The sequence below is a fragment of the Streptomyces sp. NBC_00572 genome, from assembly GCF_026341815.1.
Taxonomy (GTDB): Bacteria; Actinomycetota; Actinomycetes; order Streptomycetales; family Streptomycetaceae; genus Streptomyces.
Genome location: NZ_JAPENX010000001.1, coordinates 1,039,427 through 1,053,941, shown reverse-complemented (window position 1 = coordinate 1,053,941; position 14,515 = coordinate 1,039,427). Strand labels below are relative to the sequence as shown.

The 14,515-nt window shown below is 72.6% G+C and carries 14 protein-coding genes; 6 read left to right on the top strand and 8 right to left on the bottom strand.

Going from position 1 to position 14,515, the window contains the following annotated elements:
• Positions 1-154: 154 nt before the first annotated feature.
• Positions 155-988 (top strand): DUF998 domain-containing protein, encoded by an 834-nt coding sequence (locus tag OG514_RS04830; RefSeq protein ID WP_266891181.1) that lies wholly within the window; start codon positions 155-157, stop codon positions 986-988.
• Positions 985-1,815: an alpha/beta fold hydrolase gene (locus OG514_RS04825; RefSeq protein ID WP_266891179.1), complete on the top strand. Its 831-nt coding sequence runs from the start codon at positions 985-987 to the stop codon at positions 1,813-1,815. Before OG514_RS04830 ends, OG514_RS04825 begins: the two co-directional genes overlap by 4 nt.
• A 47-nt stretch (positions 1,816-1,862) precedes the next feature.
• On the opposite strand, the gene OG514_RS04820 is transcribed toward OG514_RS04825, so the two are convergent.
• The 4 genes from OG514_RS04820 to OG514_RS04805 all read right to left on the bottom strand — a co-directional run bounded on the left by OG514_RS04820 (position 1,863) and on the right by OG514_RS04805 (position 4,214).
• Complete coding sequence (locus OG514_RS04820; RefSeq protein ID WP_266891177.1) at positions 1,863-2,282, bottom strand: CBS domain-containing protein; 420 nt, start codon at positions 2,280-2,282, stop codon at positions 1,863-1,865.
• 154 nt (positions 2,283-2,436) lie between these two features.
• Positions 2,437-3,099, bottom strand: a complete 663-nt coding sequence (locus OG514_RS04815) for a DUF305 domain-containing protein (RefSeq protein ID WP_266891175.1) — start codon at positions 3,097-3,099, stop codon at positions 2,437-2,439.
• On the bottom strand, positions 3,096-3,743 hold the full coding sequence (locus OG514_RS04810) for a DUF3105 domain-containing protein (protein ID WP_266891173.1): 648 nt from the start codon (positions 3,741-3,743) through the stop codon (positions 3,096-3,098). Before OG514_RS04810 ends, OG514_RS04815 begins: the two co-directional genes overlap by 4 nt.
• 75 nt (positions 3,744-3,818) lie before the next feature.
• The gene (locus OG514_RS04805; protein ID WP_266891171.1) at positions 3,819-4,214 is read right to left on the bottom strand and encodes a hypothetical protein; all 396 of its coding nucleotides are present in this window, start codon (positions 4,212-4,214) and stop codon (positions 3,819-3,821) included.
• 249 nt (positions 4,215-4,463) lie between these two features.
• Here OG514_RS04805 and OG514_RS04800 point away from each other — a divergent pair, with 249 nt between their 5' ends.
• The 3 genes from OG514_RS04800 to OG514_RS04790 all read left to right on the top strand — a co-directional run bounded on the left by OG514_RS04800 (position 4,464) and on the right by OG514_RS04790 (position 7,489).
• The gene (locus tag OG514_RS04800) at positions 4,464-5,825 is read left to right on the top strand and encodes a glutamine synthetase family protein (protein ID WP_015033133.1); all 1,362 of its coding nucleotides are present in this window, start codon (positions 4,464-4,466) and stop codon (positions 5,823-5,825) included.
• 445 nt (positions 5,826-6,270) lie between these two features.
• Positions 6,271-6,765: a GNAT family N-acetyltransferase gene (locus OG514_RS04795; protein ID WP_266891165.1), complete on the top strand. Its 495-nt coding sequence runs from the start codon at positions 6,271-6,273 to the stop codon at positions 6,763-6,765.
• A 34-nt stretch (positions 6,766-6,799) separates the two neighbouring features.
• Positions 6,800-7,489, top strand: coding sequence for a histone deacetylase (locus OG514_RS04790; protein ID WP_266891163.1), 690 nt, complete (start codon positions 6,800-6,802; stop codon positions 7,487-7,489).
• On the opposite strand, the gene OG514_RS04785 is transcribed toward OG514_RS04790, so the two are convergent.
• The 3 genes from OG514_RS04785 to OG514_RS04775 all read right to left on the bottom strand — a co-directional run bounded on the left by OG514_RS04785 (position 7,416) and on the right by OG514_RS04775 (position 10,609).
• Positions 7,416-7,847, bottom strand: a complete 432-nt coding sequence (locus OG514_RS04785) for a VOC family protein (RefSeq protein ID WP_266891161.1) — start codon at positions 7,845-7,847, stop codon at positions 7,416-7,418. The two genes, OG514_RS04790 and OG514_RS04785, sit on opposite strands and share 74 nt — an antisense overlap.
• 14 nt (positions 7,848-7,861) lie before the next feature.
• Positions 7,862-8,380 carry a pyridoxamine 5'-phosphate oxidase family protein gene (locus OG514_RS04780; RefSeq protein WP_266891159.1) on the bottom strand — a complete coding sequence of 173 codons (519 nt, stop codon included), beginning with the start codon at positions 8,378-8,380 and terminating at the stop codon, positions 7,862-7,864.
• 69 nt (positions 8,381-8,449) lie between these two features.
• Positions 8,450-10,609, bottom strand: a complete 2,160-nt coding sequence (locus tag OG514_RS04775) for a PIG-L family deacetylase (protein ID WP_266891157.1) — start codon at positions 10,607-10,609, stop codon at positions 8,450-8,452.
• Positions 10,610-10,875: 266 nt separating this feature from the next.
• Here OG514_RS04775 and OG514_RS04770 point away from each other — a divergent pair, with 266 nt between their 5' ends.
• Positions 10,876-13,863 (top strand): bifunctional [glutamine synthetase] adenylyltransferase/[glutamine synthetase]-adenylyl-L-tyrosine phosphorylase, encoded by a 2,988-nt coding sequence (locus OG514_RS04770; RefSeq protein WP_266891155.1) that lies wholly within the window; start codon positions 10,876-10,878, stop codon positions 13,861-13,863.
• 26 nt (positions 13,864-13,889) lie between these two features.
• On the opposite strand, the gene OG514_RS04765 is transcribed toward OG514_RS04770, so the two are convergent.
• Positions 13,890-14,501 (bottom strand): TetR/AcrR family transcriptional regulator, encoded by a 612-nt coding sequence (locus tag OG514_RS04765; protein ID WP_266891153.1) that lies wholly within the window; start codon positions 14,499-14,501, stop codon positions 13,890-13,892.
• Positions 14,502-14,515: the final 14 nt, after the last annotated feature.

The window sequence follows — 14,515 nt, the reverse complement described above, 5'->3', positions numbered from 1 at the left end:
GCCAGCCCGCGCCCGCCCCTCCCGCTCGACGTGCGGCCCCGCCCCACCCGATTGATCATGGCCCCCATGACGACCGCTCACGATCCGGCGGAACCGGGCCGGACCCACCCCGACCACCGGCAACCCTCCGGCACGCCGTAGCGTCAGACCCACTATGCCCGGAAACGTGACGCGAGCCTCCGCCGCCCTGCTGGCCCTCGGCGCGCTCACGTACACCGCCTGGGTCCTCGAAGTCCCCCTCCGGACCGGGCTCGACCCGGTCCGGACGTACGTCTCCGAACTGGCGGCGTCGGACCAGCCGTTCGGCACCTTCTTCCGGGCGACCGATCTGGTGTCGGGCATGCTGGTCCTGGCGGGGGCGGTGCTGGGATGGGCCGGGACGGGACGCTCGGGGACGAGGGGCTCCGGTCACGCGGCGACACCGGGGCCCGGCCACCTGGCGACCCCGCCGGCCGGCCGGACGCGCCGGATCCGTGAGCCCTGGGCGCTCGTCGGCTGGGCCGCACTCGCCCTCTTCGGGGCCGCCACCGTCGCCGACTCGCGCCTCCCGCTCAGCTGCGCCGCGACCGCCGACCCCGAGTGCGCGGCCCGCGAGACCGCCGGGCTCGTGCCCGCCACCCATACGGCCCACGCCGTCAGTTCGGGTCTCGCCATGACCGGCGCGGTCGTCGCCCTGGTCGCCCTGACCATGGCCGCCCGCCGCCACGGCCGCCGGCGACCCCTCGCCCGTACGGGACCGGTCTTCGTCGCCGTCGAACTCGCCGCCACCGTCTGGACCCTCGCCGCCGTCGCCGCCTTCGAGGCCGGGAAGGGCACCTGGGCGCTCGGCGCCGGCCAGCGACTCCAGGTGCTCCTGGTGGCGGTGTGGCTCGCGGTGCTCGCGTACTCCCTGGCGACCTCCGCGTCCGCCTCCGCGTCCGCCTCCGCGTCCGCCTCCGCCTCCGCTTCCGCTTCCGCGTCCGCCTCCGCTTCCGGGGAGGAGCGATGACCGGAAGGCCGACGTTCGTACGGATCGGCGGCGTCGCCCATCACGTCGTCGTCGAGGGCTCGGGACCCGTCTGCGTCCTGAGCGCGGGGCTCGGAATGAGCTGGTTCGACTGGGACCCGGTCGTCCCGCTCCTCGCCCCGCACCGTACGGTCGTCCGCTTCGACCGCCCCGGACACGGCCTCTCCCAGCCCGCCGCCGTCCCGCCCACCGCCGCAGGCGAGGCCCACCGGATCGCCGCCCTGCTCGACGCGCTCGGGCTCCCGGGCCCCGTCACCGTCGTGGGGCACTCGATCGCCGGGTTCCACGCGGAGGCCTTCGCCCGGCTCCACCCGGACCGGACCGCCGCGCTCGTGCTCGTGGACTCGTCGGTGGAGGAGCACCCCCGTACGCCCGTGTGCCCGGGGGCCGTCGCCCGCGTCCTCGGCGCCGTCCTCTCCGCCGCCGGGATCCCGGCGGCCCTCGGCCCCGCGGTCCGCCGCGCGGCCGTGCGCCGCGACCCGGCGCCCACCGCCCTCGTGCGCCGCGTCTACCGCACCTCACGCGTGCTGCGCGGCACGCTCCTGGAGAACGCCCACTACGGGGCCGTCGCCGCCGAACTCCTCGCCCTGCGCGACACGCACCCGCTTCCGCCGCGCCTCCCCGTCACCGTCCTCGCCGCCCCCGACGGCTCCGCCCGCTGGGAACGGCGCCAACGCGCGCTGGCCCGACGGCTCGGCGCCCCCTACGAGGCGGCCGTGCCGTCGGGCCATCTGGTCATGAAGGACCGCCCGGAGGCGGTGGTGACCGCGATCCTGGGTCCGGGCCGGTCCGGCCTTCCGGGTCCGTAACGTCGCTCCGGTCGATCAGGCCGTTCCGGTCGCTCCGGTCGTTCCGGTCAGGAAGGCGCGTAGACGCTCTCGCAGAATCCCTTGAGCTGCTCGTCCGACAGATGCTGGGCCAGATCGGCCTCGCTGATCATGCCCACGAGCCGCTTCTCCTCGATGACGGGCAGCCGCCGTATCTGATGGCCCTGCATCTCCTCCAGGACGGCGCCCACGTCGGCACCCGACTCGACCCAGCGCGGGGTGCCCTTGGACATCTCACCGCACGTGATCTTCGAGGGGTCGTGGCCCATGGCCACACAGCCGACCACGATGTCGCGGTCCGTGATGATGCCGCAGAGCCGCTCGTTCTCGTCGGCGATGGGCAGCGCGCCCACGTTCAGGTTGCGCATCATCTGCGCGGCGCGGTCGAGCGTCTCGTGTGCCGGGATCCACTGGGCCCCGGGGTGCATGATGTCCTTCGCCGTGGTCATGGGGTGCGTACCTTTCGTCGAACGTGGTCACACGTACGTCCCCGAGCCCACCCATTGTCGGCTCACGGGCCGACCGCCGCGACTTGTCGGCGCACGACACGGCCCCCGCGACCGCGGCGGGTCACGGGGGCCGACAGGTCACCGACCGGAGTCGTCAGGCGCCACGCTTCTTGAGCATGTCCGCCATCAGCAGCATCTCGGACTTCTGGGCGTCGACCATGCCCTGCGCGAGATTGCGCTCGATGTCCACCGAGCACTTCTGGACACAGCCCTCGGCCATGTGGACCCCGCCCCTGTGGTGCTCGGTCATGAGCTTCAGGTACAGGACCTCGGCCTCGCGGCCGTCGGCCTTGCGCAACTCGTCCAGCTGGGCGTTGGTCGCCATGCCCGGCATGAGCGCCCCGTCGAGCGGGCCGCTGTCACCGGAACCCATGCCCATCCAGGTCATCGGCTCGACGCCGGACTCGATCTTGGGCAGTCCCCACAGGTCGAGCCAGCCGAGCATCATGCCCCGCTGGTTGGCCTGGGTGTTGGCGATGTCGTACGCGAGACGGCGCACCTCCTCGTCCTGGGTGCGGTCCCGGACGATGAACGACATCTCGACGGCCTGCTGGTGGTGGACGGCCATGTCCCGGGCGAAACCGGCGTCCGCGGAGAGCGAGGACGGCGTACGCGGCGCCTCCTCGCGCTCGGCGGAGGCGACGGTGAGGGCGCCCCCGGCGAACAGCAGCGCGAGCGCGACGGCGGTGATCGCCGCCCACTGCGTCCGGTTCGGGCGCCGCGCCGGGGCCGGCAGCAGGTCCTCGTCGCCGGTCACTGGGCGAGGCCGCCGGTGCAGGCCGCACCGGGCTCGGGGGTCTGCGGACCCTGGACGTACTTGGTGAAGAAGGCGTCGATGCGGGGGTCGCTCGCGTTGTCCACGGTGACCTGCTTGCCCCAGGCGGACAGCATGATGGCACCGGCCTGGTCGTCCACGGGGCTCATCAGCGTGTACTTGGTCTTGCCGACCTTGGCCTCGAGCTTCTTGACGTCGTCGGCGGCGGCCTTCTTGTTGTACGTCACCCAGACGGCGCCGTGCTCCAACGAGTGCACGGCGTTCACCTCGGCGAGGGCCTTCTTGTAGACCACGCCGTCGCAGTTCATCCAGACCGGGTTGTGGTCACCGCCCACCGGCGGCTTCATGTCGTACTTCACGGCCGTCTCGACGTGGTTGCGGCCGAGCTTCTTGGCGTCCCAGGACTTCTCGGCGGCGATGGGGGCCTTCGCGGCGGCGTCCTTCTTGTCCTGCTCGTCGGACTTCTTCATCAGCACGAAGGTGCCGAAGCCGACGAGGCCGAGGACGACGACGCCCGAGACGCCGATCGTGATGAGGCGGCTGCGGCGCTCACGGGCCTGCTCGGCGCGGCGCATCTCCTCTATTCGGGCGCGGCGGTCGGCGTTGGAGGAGGTCTTGGCGGCCATGGTGATGTCGTCCTTCTTCAGGGATGGGGTGGAGTTCGGGGGTGGACAAGCGGGGGCGGGGGACGCCCGCCGCCGCTATGTCCGAAGAACTTGAAGGACGTGCAGATCCGGCGCGCGCGGCCCGGCGCCGGAGCGGCGCGCGGGGCCGTCACCGGACGGCGGGTCGAGACGCGGAAGGCCGTCGGCCACCTGCAGCGGCGGGTCGAGCGGGGGCGCGCTGAGCACCGCCGGGGAGAGGGAGGGGAAGAGGGAGCAGCCGCCGCGGTCGTACGGGCAGATGTACTCGACGACGACGGTGCTGGTCGTTCCCGTGGCGGTCGCCCGCGAGCCGGAGGGCGGACCGGCCTCGTGATGACCGTCGGGCCCGGCCCCCAGACAGAAGAAGAGCGCGCCGAGGAGCGTCGCCACGGCACTCACCAGTGCCATGGGACGCGCGTGCTGGGACGGGCGTACGAGCCGTGTGGCCCCCATGGGCGCAGATCGTAGTGGGCGCGGGGCCTCTGTGGGCCGAACGGGGTACCACTCGGTACCGGCGGGCGGGCAGCGGAGGGGCGAACGGCCACCCGGACGCCGCCCTTCCCGCGTTACCTGAGTCACACCGGAGCAGGCAGTATGGGTGTGCAACGTGCGCGAAACCATGTGGTGGGATGCTCAGGTGCCCCCCGATGTTGCCCAAGGCGGTGGGAGCAGGCGGCCTGACCAGCGAGGATGGGTGTGGAAATGGACAAGCAGCAGGAATTTGTGCTCCGTACGCTTGAGGAGCGCGACATCCGCTTCGTACGTCTGTGGTTCACCGACGTGCTCGGCTTCCTCAAGTCGGTGGCCGTGGCGCCCGCCGAGCTCGAGCAGGCCTTTGACGAGGGCATCGGTTTCGACGGCTCCGCGATCGAGGGCTTCGCCCGCGTGTACGAGTCGGACATGATCGCCAAACCGGACCCGGGGACCTTCCAGATCCTGCCGTGGCGTGCCGAGGCGCCGGGCACGGCCCGGATGTTCTGCGACATCCTCATGCCCGACGGTTCGCCGTCGTTCGCGGACCCGCGCTACGTCCTGAAGCGGGCGCTGGCCAAGACCTCGGACCTGGGCTTCACCTTCTACACCCACCCCGAGATCGAGTTCTTCCTCCTCAAGGACAAGCCGCTCGACGGCACCCGCCCGACCCCGGCGGACAACTCGGGCTACTTCGACCACACCCCGCAGAACGTGGGGATGGACTTCCGCCGCCAGGCGATCACGATGCTCGAATCGATGGGCATCTCGGTGGAGTTCAGCCACCACGAGGGCGCACCGGGCCAGCAGGAGATCGACCTCCGCTACGCCGACGCCCTCTCCACGGCGGACAACATCATGACCTTCCGTCTGGTGATGAAGCAGGTGGCGCTGGAGCAGGGCGTCCAGGCGACGTTCATGCCGAAGCCGTTCTCGGACTACCCGGGCTCGGGCATGCACACCCACCTGTCGCTCTTCGAGGGCGACCGGAACGCGTTCTACGAGTCGGGCGCCGAGTACCAGCTGTCGAAGGTCGGCCGCTCCTTCATCGCGGGCCTGCTGAAGCACGCGGGCGAGATCTCCGCGGTGACCAACCAGTGGGTCAACTCGTACAAGCGCATCTGGGGCGGCTCGTCCCGCACCGCCGGCTCGGGCGGCGAGGCCCCTTCGTACATCTGCTGGGGTCACAACAACCGCTCCGCCCTTATCCGCGTCCCCATGTACAAGCCGGGCAAGACGGGCTCCTCCCGCGTCGAGGTCCGCTCCATCGACTCGGGCGCCAACCCGTACCTGACGTACGCGGTCCTCCTCGCCGCCGGCCTCAAGGGCATCGAAGAGGGCTACGAACTCCCGGCCGGCGCCGACGACGACGTCTGGGCCCTCTCCGACGCGGAGCGCCGCGCGATGGGCATCGAACCGCTCCCGCAGAACCTGGGAGAGGCGATCGCCCTGATGGAGAAGAGCGAACTGGTCGCGGAGACCCTGGGCGAGCACGTCTTCGACTTCTTCCTCCGCAACAAGAAGCAGGAGTGGGAGGAGTACCGGAGCGAGGTCACGGCCTTCGAGCTCCGTAAGAACCTCCCGGTGCTGTAGCCGAAAGGCGGGACGGGTACAGCTCAGAGCTGACGATCAGGGCCGACGGTGGTGAACCGTCGGCCCTGAGTCGTGTCGCGCGGACGAGGGCTTCGGATGGGGTCGTGCTCACGAGGGCCCGCTCGGGAGAAAAGCGGAGGAATTGGTTCCGTCGACGTGGTGGTCCCGCGTGCTGCGTCACGGCCCAAGTGGGCGCTGCAGAAGATCAGTTGGGTCGGAAACGTATGCGATCATGAGCGGCGATTTCCGGCCAACGCCGGATTCTCCCTTATCGATTGCAGAGGACCATGAAGTTCACCGCGTTTGCCCGTGCCGGGCACGGCCTGCTTCTGGGGACCTGGAGCGTGTGAGCCCTTGGGCGGGCACCGGGCAGCCGCCTGGTGCCTGCCCGTTCACGCGCGGATAATCCGTTGCCCGGGGCGGTCGGTCCGTTCAGACTGCCCCGGTGAAGATCGAATCCGTCGCCACCGAGCGGCTCCTGCTCCAGCCGTTGACCGTTGCCGACGCCGAGGGCATCGTCGCCCGGGAGTCCGGGGCGGGGGAGCTGTGGGGCGAGGGGTATCCCGGTGACGGGGACGTCCGCTCGGCCACCGGGTTTCTGCGGGGAGTCGCCGAGCGCGGCGACCCGGGGGTGTTCCGGCCGTACGCGATACGGCTCGCGGAGAGCGGGGTCACCGTCGGGGGGATCGGGTTCCACGGGCCGCCCGACGAGAGCGGGGTCGTCACCGTGGGGTACGGGCTCGTGCCTGCCGCGCGGGGCAATCGGTACGCCTCCGAGGCGCTCCGCGCGCTCATCGAGATCGCCCGGCGGGCCGGTGTGTCCGGCGTGAAGGGCGACGCCGACCTGGACAATCCGGCGTCCCATCGGGTGATGGAGGCCGCCGGGATGCCGTGCGTGGCGGAGGACGAGCAGCTCCGGCACTTCTATCTGGGGTTCTAGGAGTGACGGTCCGTCCGCGCTAGCGTCGGGTTCCATGCCGGAACCCCGTCCCCGTGTCTGGTACGCCGCCTACGGGTCCAACATGCATGCCGAACGACTCGGTTGGTATCTCGCCGGAGGCCGGCCGGCCGGGGGTGCGCGGGAGTTGCCCGGGTGCCGGGACCCGCGGGGCCCCGACCGGTCCGTGGCCGTCGAGCTGGACGGCCAGGTGTACTTCGCGACCGAGTCGGCCGTGTGGACCGGGGGCCTGGCGTTCTACGACCCGGATGCGGACGGCACCGCGTGGGGTGTCGCGCACCTGCTGACCGCCGGACAGTTCTCCGACATCGCCGCACAGGAGATGTACCGCGAGCCGGGTGCCGACCTCGATCTCGCCGAGGTCCTCGCCACCGGCCGCTGCACGCTCGGCCAGGGACGGTACGAGACCCTCGTCTGCCCGGGGCACATCGACGGCGTCCCCGTGCTCACCTTCACCTCGCCCTGGCCGATGCCGACGGAAGACGGACTCCGCCCGCCCTCCGCCGCCTATCTGCGGCACCTCGCGGCAGGGCTCCACGAGGCCGGGGCGTGGCGGCCCGCCGAGGTGGCCGACTATCTCGCTTCCCGGCCCGGCGCGGCGGGGCACTGGACGCCGGAGGACGTGGCGGCCGTCAGCGTTCCGAGAGCTCCGACGGTGCCTCCTGGACCATCCAGCCGTTGCCGTCCGGGTCCTCGAAGGTCATGAAGGCGTTCCACGTGCCGCCCTTGCCGGCCTCCCAGCCCTTCTCGCCGACGTGCTGGATCGCCGAGACCTCCACTCCGCGCCCGATGAACTCCGCACGGGCCGCCTCGATGTCCGTCACGCAGAACTGGAGGCCCTGGAGGGTGCCGGGCGCCATCTCCTTCGTACCCGGCATCGGCGGCATCCCGCTCAGCAGGGCGAGCGAACAGCGCGAGCCCGGCGGCGTCAGCTGGACGATGCGCGTGCCCGGCGCCATCTCGTCGTCCAGGTCGACGGTGAAGCCGCACTTCTCGGCGTAGAACTCCTTCGCCCGGTCCATGTCGGTGACAGGGACCGGCACGACTTCCAGTGTCCAGTTCATGGGTTCGGGTCTCCTCAGAAACGCCAGCGGGTCTGACCGAAGGGCTCGCCCTTGGCGAAGCCGAAGGCCGTGCGAGGCGCGACCGCGAACACCAGGGCCGTACCACCGTCGCCCCGGAACGCTCCGTCGCGCACCTCGAAACGCCAGTCCTCGCCGTACTTCTTCACGTACGCCTCCGCCAGCGCCTGCAGCCGGTCCTCGTCCGTCACCGGGGCCGCGTCTCCCTCGACGACCACGTCGAACCCCTCGCCGAGCGTGGGCGTGCCCGTCGTCAGGACCACCGACCGGTTCTCCGTCAGATTGCGGGCCTTGCGCTCGTCCGGGCCCGTGCAGAAGTGGAGCGCGCCCTCCGCCCAGACCGCGATCAGCGGGGTCACGTGCGGGCGGCCGTCGGGCCGTACGGTCGTCAGCCAGAAGACCTCGGCCGCCGTGAGCCGCGCCTCGGCCTCGGACCAGGGCACCGGTCCCGCCTTGCCGTCGCTGTACCGGGGATCGAGGGCGGTCTGCGGGGTCTGCGGGGTGTGCCGGGTCATCGCCGTTCCCTTCGTCGCCTGCGTCGGTCGCCTGCGTTCACAGGTAACGACCTGCCCGGCCCGCGGAACTCATCGGCCCGCGGGTGTCCAGTGCAGCCGTCCGTCCAGGCCGATCGCCGCCACCCCGTCCGTTCCCGCGTCCGGCGCCCCCGCGAACAGGAACTTCTCCAGCTTCCACGCCGGCCCCGCCGCCCCGGTCCTGCCGTGCGGTGCCGTCGCCAGGAAGCCCGTACGGGACCGGACCGCGAGGAGCCCGTCGCCGCCGCTCACCGGGCCGAAGCCGGCCACGCCGCCCGGCAGCTCCGTGACCGGGGAGACCGGGCTCATGCCCGAGAAGTCGGCGCTGCGCAGATCGCCGGAGGCCGGCTTGCGGAACCAGAGCCGTACGCCGTCGCCGTTCGGCGCCGCGCTCGCGCTCAGGGCGAGCGTCGTCGGCGGGAGTCCGGTCAGGGCCGGACCCGTGAGCGGCCCGCCGGGGAGGTGCTGCGCCCAGACGAGGACGGTCTTCACGGTGCTCGCGAAGACGTACCCCCGGCCCTGGCCGTCCGTCGCCGCGACCGGATCGCCGACCACGTCCGCGCCGCCGAGCAGCCGCCACGGCCCCCAGCCGCCGTTCGCGCCCTGGTCGCGGGCGGTCAGGCGGCGCAGGCTGTCCCGCAGGACCAGGGTCGCCCGGCCGTCGGCGCCCACGGTCACCGCGGGAGCGCTGATGTCCGAGGTGCCGGTCGCGTCGTTCCTCTCGGGGGTTCCGAGGGAGCGCCACAGGCCGAAGGCACCGCCGGGCGCCGCCTGCTCGGTGGTCACGACCTCGCGGCGGTAGCCGGCCGGGCCGCCCGCGAGCACCGTCCGGGTGCCGTAGACCGCGATCCGGCCGTCGGGCAGCGTCACCGAGGTGACCCCGGTGTCCATGCCACCGCCGGGCAGCAGCGTCGGGCCGCTCCACGCGCCGCCGCCGGCCGGCTTCCGCCAGGCCGCGAGCTGTCCGTCGAGTACGGAGAAGGCGTGCAGCCCGCCGTCCCGGTCGCGCTGCACCCAGGAGGTGGAGGTGCCCCGGGCGTACCGCACGGTCGCGGTCCAGCCGCGGCCGGCGGGCCGCGCGGCCACCTTCAGATCACCGCAGCCCGCCGCGGTCCCGCAGTCGTTGACCCCGTCCAGCCAGGCGTAGGTCTTCAGGGTCTTCAGCTTCGCGCCCGCCGTCTCGGGGTCGAGCGTGTGGGGCAGGACGCTGGTGGGGTAGCCGAGGTAGTTCTGCACGCCGACGTGCGGATGCCCGGGCACCTCCGTGTACCGGGCGAGTGCGGCCTGGGTGAACCTCGCCCCGTACAGGTGGTCCTGGTGGTCGCGGATCTTCCCGGTCTTCGGGTCCGTGCCCGGGCTCGGGTCCTGCATCCGGACGAAGGTCGGCCGGAACCGGTCGAGCAGCCCCGCGATCGTCGCCACGACCTCGTCCTTGGTGTACCTGAAGTCGACGGCGACCGGGGTGCCGGCCGAGCGCTGCGACTCCAGCGCGGCTGTCCGGCCGTGCCAGAGGCCGTTCAGGCTGTGCGGGCGGTACTGGTTGGTCGAACCCGCCTCGCGTATCTGCAGCCACACCAGCTTGACCTGCGGGTGCGCGCGCAGCGTGTCCATCTCGGCCATGCCGCCGCCGGCCGTGGGTATCGCGACGCGGTCCCAGGGGCTGGTCCGGCTGCCGGTGGCCATCTCGGAGTACGCCGCGCGTATGCCGTTCTGCCGGGCCTCGGCGTAGCCCGCCTTGTCGGCCGTGGCGGCGGCGGCGTCGCGGGGGCGCGCGTTGACACCGTCCGACTCGCCGGCCGTCAGGTAGACCGCGGTCAGGGGGGTGGCGGAGCGGATGGTCTGGGAGATGTCCGGGTTCATGAAGAACAGGTCGTCGTCCGGGTGCGCCACGATCTGCATGACCGAGGTGGCGGACTTCGCGCCCCGGTCGGGCTTCGCCGCGCCCTGAGCGGACGTGGGCGCCCCGGTCCCGAGAGGCGCCTGCTCCATGGGCGTGAGGGTCTGCGTCTCCGGTGCCCCCGCCGGGGCCTTCGTCCCCCGCGTCGCCGCCGGAGTCTTCGCCTCCGGTGCCGCGTGGGCCGTCGACGGCGTGGACACCCCCGTCACCGAGAGGAGTCCGGCGAAGGTGCAGCCCACCAGGACGGTCGTGACCGCCGTGGAGGCGGTCCTGCGGCGGGACAGGGTGAGGCGACGGCGGAGGCGTACGGGCATGGTCGGCAGGCGCGCTTTCGGCAAGGTCGTTCGACGGTTCGGGCAGGCGGAGGGGGTCCGCCCCCAGCAAGACGGACTTTCAAGGAATACGGTTCATCGGGCCCGAAAAGCCATTGATGTGCGGGACGTCACGTTTGATCCGCTTCGAACCGAAGGCCTGAGCGCCCCCGTCCACCGCTGCGGATAGGCTCGATCCGCCCGGGTTCGACCCCGGGACGAGCCCTGGGGCGGACCCCGAGGCGGACCTGCTCGGAGGGAGCGGCGGAATGACGGTTCCGGGACGCAGGAGCAGTACGTTCTCACGTCTGCTGCGGCACGGATTCACCGATCCCTCCGGGGCCGAGCGGCTGCTCGACGTGCCCGAGCTGTCCGCCCTGCGCGGGGACCCCGTCCTCCTCGACGCCCTCGGCGCCACCGCCGACCCCGACCTCGCCCTGCGCGGTCTCGTCCGCCTGGTCGAGGCGCAGCCCGAGACCGAGCGGCAGACGTTCACGGCCACCCTCCTCGCCGCCAAGCCGTTCCGGGACCGTCTCCTCGGGGTGCTCGGCGCCTCCGAGGCACTCGCCGACCACCTGGCCAAGCACCCGCGCGACTGGGAGTCCCTCGTCACCTACGAGGCGGTCGACCTGCACCCGGGGGTCGCCGAGTTCGAGCAGGGGCTCGCCGAGGCCGTCGATGCGGTGTCGCTGCGGGTCGCCTACCGCCGGTGCCTGCTCGCCATAGCGGCCCGAGACGTGTGCGGCACGACCGATGTCGCCGAGACCGCCGCCGAGCTCGCCGACCTGGCGACGGCGACCCTGCGCGCCGCGCTCGCCATCGCCCGGACCGCCGCGCCCGTCGACGCCGCCATGTGCCGGCTCGCCGTGATCGCGATGGGCAAGTGCGGCGGCCACGAGCTCAACTACGTCTCCGACGTGGACGTGATCTTCGTGGGGGAGCCGGTCGAGGGCGCCGACGAGGGGAAGGCCCTGCAGGCCGCGACCCGGCTGGCCTCGCACCTGATGCGGATCTGCTCGGAGACCACCGTCGAGGGCACGATCTGGCCGGTCGACGCCAACCTGCGCCCCGAGGGCCGCAACGGCCCCCTCGTCCGTACGCTCTCCTCCCACCTCGCGTACTACCAGCGCTGGGCGAAGACCTGGGAGTTCCAGGCACTGCTGAAGGCCCGCGCGGTGGCCGGCGACCCGGAGCTCGGCGCCCACTACATCGATGCCGTCTCCCCGCTGGTCTGGCAGGCCGCCGAGCGCGAGAACTTCGTCCCCGACGTGCAGAAGATGCGCCGCCGCGTCGTCGACAACATCCCGGCCGCCCAGGTCGAACGCGAGCTGAAGCTCGGCCCCGGCGGCCTCCGGGACGTCGAGTTCGCCGTCCAGCTCCTCCAGCTCGTGCACGGCCGCAGCGACGCGGGACTGCACAGCGGCACCACCCTCGACGCGCTCGCCGCCCTCGCCGCCGGCGGCTACGTCGGCCGCGCCGACGCCGCCCAGCTCGACGAGGCCTACCGCTTCCTGCGGGCCATGGAGCACCGCATCCAGCTGTACCGGCTGCGCCGCACCCACCTCGTCCCCGAGGACGAGGCCGACCTGCGCCGCCTCGGCCGCTCGCTCGGACTGCGCACCGACCCGGTCGCCGAGCTGAACAAGGAGTGGAAGCGACACGCGGCCGTCGTTCGACGCCTCCACGAGAAGCTCTTCTACCGGCCGCTGCTCGACGCGGTCGCCCAGCTGGCCCCCGGCGAGATCCGGCTCAGCCCGAAGGCCGCCGGACAGCGGCTCGAAGCACTCGGTTACGAGGACCCCGCCGCCGCCCTGCGCCACCTGGAGGCGCTGGCCTCCGGGGTCAGCCGCAAGGCCGCGATCCAGCGGACGCTGCTCCCGGTGCTGCTCGGCTGGTTCGCCGACTCGGCCGATCCGGACGCCGGCCTGCTCGGCTTCCGCAAGGTCTCCGACGCCCTCGGCAAGACCCCCTGGTACCTGCGGCTGCTCCGCGACGAGGGCGCCGCCGCCGAGAACCTCGCCCGGGTGCTCTCCGCCGGGCGCCTCACCCCCGACCTGCTGCTGCGCGCCCCCGAGGCGGTCGCGCTGCTCGGCGACCCGGAGGGCCTGAAGCCGCGCGGCCTGGACCATCTGCAGCAGGAGGTGCTGGCGGCGGTGGGCCGCGCGGACGACGCCGAACAGGCCGTCGCGGCGGCCCGGGGGGTGCGCCGCAGGGAGCTGTTCCGTACTGCCGCGGCCGATCTCATCGGCTCGTACGGCACCGAGGACAGCCCCCGCGAACCCGACCCGGGCGCACTCGTCGACCGGGTGGGGGAGGCCGTCACCGACCTCAACGCGGCGACGATCGCGGGCGCCCTGCGGGCCGCCGTCCGCGCCGAGTGGGGCGACGAACTGCCCACCCGGTTCGCGGTCATCGGCATGGGCCGCTTCGGAGGCCACGAGCTGGGCTACGGCTCCGACGCCGACGTCCTGTTCGTGCACGAGCCGCGTGAGGGAGTCGACGAGCAGGAGGCGACCAGGGCCGCCAACCGGGTGGTCGCCGAGATGCGGAGGCTCCTCCAACTCCCCACCACCGACCCGCCGTTGCTGATCGACGCCGACCTGCGGCCGGAGGGCAAGAGCGGCCCCCTGGTCCGAACGCTGAAGTCGTACGCCGCCTACTACCACCGCTGGTCCCTCGTCTGGGAGAGCCAGGCGCTGCTCCGCGCCGAACCCATGGCGGGCGACCGCGAGTTGGCGGACCGCTTCATCGAACTCGTCGACCCGCTGCGCTATCCCGCCGAGGGCCTCGGCGAGGACGCGGTCCGTGAGATCCGCCGCCTCAAGGCCCGGATGGAGTCCGAGCGGCTGCCGCGCGGCGCCGACCCGACGCTCCACGCCAAGCTGGGGCGCGGCGGGCTGAGCGACGTGGAGTGGACGGTCCAGCTGATCCAGATGCGGCACGGCTGGGTGGAGCCGGGGCTGCGGACGACCCGTACCCGCGAGGCGCTCGGCGCGGCCCACGCGGCCGGCCTCATCCCGACGGAGGAGGCGCAGACCCTGGACGAGGCGTGGGTCCTCGCCACCCGCGTCCGCAACGCGGTGATGCTGGTCCGCGGCCGGCCCGGCGACACCTTCCCCTCGGACCCGCGCGAACTCGCGGCGGTGGGACGGTACTTGGGGTACGAGTCCGGCCATGTCGGCGAGATGGTCGACGACTACCGGCGGATCACCCGCCGGGCCAGGGCCGTCGTCGAGGAGCTGTTCTACGGGGCGTAGGCCCCACACCCCTGACGGTCCGGCGCCTACTCCTCGTCCGGCAGGCCCCGTATGTGGGCCAGATAGCCGGCCAGGGCCAGTTCGAAGGCGGTGTCGGTGCGGCCTCCCTCGGGGAAGGCGGCCAGGGCCCGGGCGAGGCGTGGGGTCGACGTGTCGTCGGCCAGCTCCCACATCGCCTCCGGGGCGGCCATGTCGAGGGCCGAGCCCAGGACCAGGTTCTCCAGGGCGATGATCACCGGCATGACGTCCGGGAGGGCGAAGCCCGCGTCGAGGAGGAGGGCGACCGCCTGCTCGTACTGCTCAAGGACCCTCGGGGCGCGTACCGGCGAGCCGGTGAGCAGCGGGATCGCCTTCGGATGGGCGGCGAAGGCGGCCCGGTAGGAGCGCGCCCAGGCGGCGAAGGCCGTGTCCCAGGGCTGCCCGTCGAGCGTGCCGCCGTCGATGGCGGCGCAGACCCGCTCTCGCAGCAGCTCCACGATGCCGTCCCTGCCGTCCACATGGTGATACACCGAGGCCGTCTGCACCCCGAGCCGTCGCGCGATCTGCGGGACGCTGAAGTCGCCCTGCTCGTCGACGAGTTCGAGCGCCGTGGTGGTGATGCGCGCACGGTCGAGGAGGGGCTTGTGGGGCCGGCCCATGGACGTTCTCCCGC